The organism is Methylobacterium sp. 37f, from assembly GCF_023093475.1.
GTDB lineage: Bacteria > Pseudomonadota > Alphaproteobacteria > Rhizobiales > Beijerinckiaceae > Methylobacterium.
The window spans coordinates 1-456 of record NZ_JAGHKN010000119.1 but is presented as its reverse complement, the minus strand read 5'-3'; the positions used below and the strand labels follow the sequence as shown (position 1 = coordinate 456).

The 456-nt window shown below is 66.2% G+C and carries 1 protein-coding gene; it reads left to right on the top strand.

Features of this window, described 5'->3' with window-relative positions; translation table 11 throughout:
- Positions 1–456: exonuclease subunit SbcD (sbcD, locus tag J7U37_RS24900; protein WP_247637497.1), on the top strand; the 456-nt coding region annotated here is incomplete at both ends.

The following is a 456-nucleotide window of genomic DNA, read 5'->3' as shown; positions in this document are numbered from 1 at the left end:
CTGCACGGCCAGAACCGCGATCATGAGCACGCGCGCTTCCTCGACTGGCTGCTACGCCAGCTGGAAGAGCAGCGCGCCGATGTCCTGCTGATCGCGGGCGATATCTTCGACACGATCAATCCACCGCTCAAAGCCCAGGAGCGCCTCTACGACTTCATCGTCAGCGCCCATCGGCGGCTGCCGCGGCTGGAGATCGTGATGATCGCAGGCAACCACGACTCCGGCGCGCGCATCGAACTGCCCGCTCCGCTGATGAAACGACTGAACGCCCATGCCATCGGCCGGATCGGCTGGATAGACGAAAGCCTCGATAGCGATCGCCTGCTGCTGCCCCTGCACGACGCGGATGGCCAGGTCGCCGCCTGGTGCCTGGCCCTGCCCTTCCTGCGTCCCGCCGAAGTCACCGGAGGCGGGCTCGGCGACGATTACCTGGCCGGTATCCGCCAGGTGCACGAA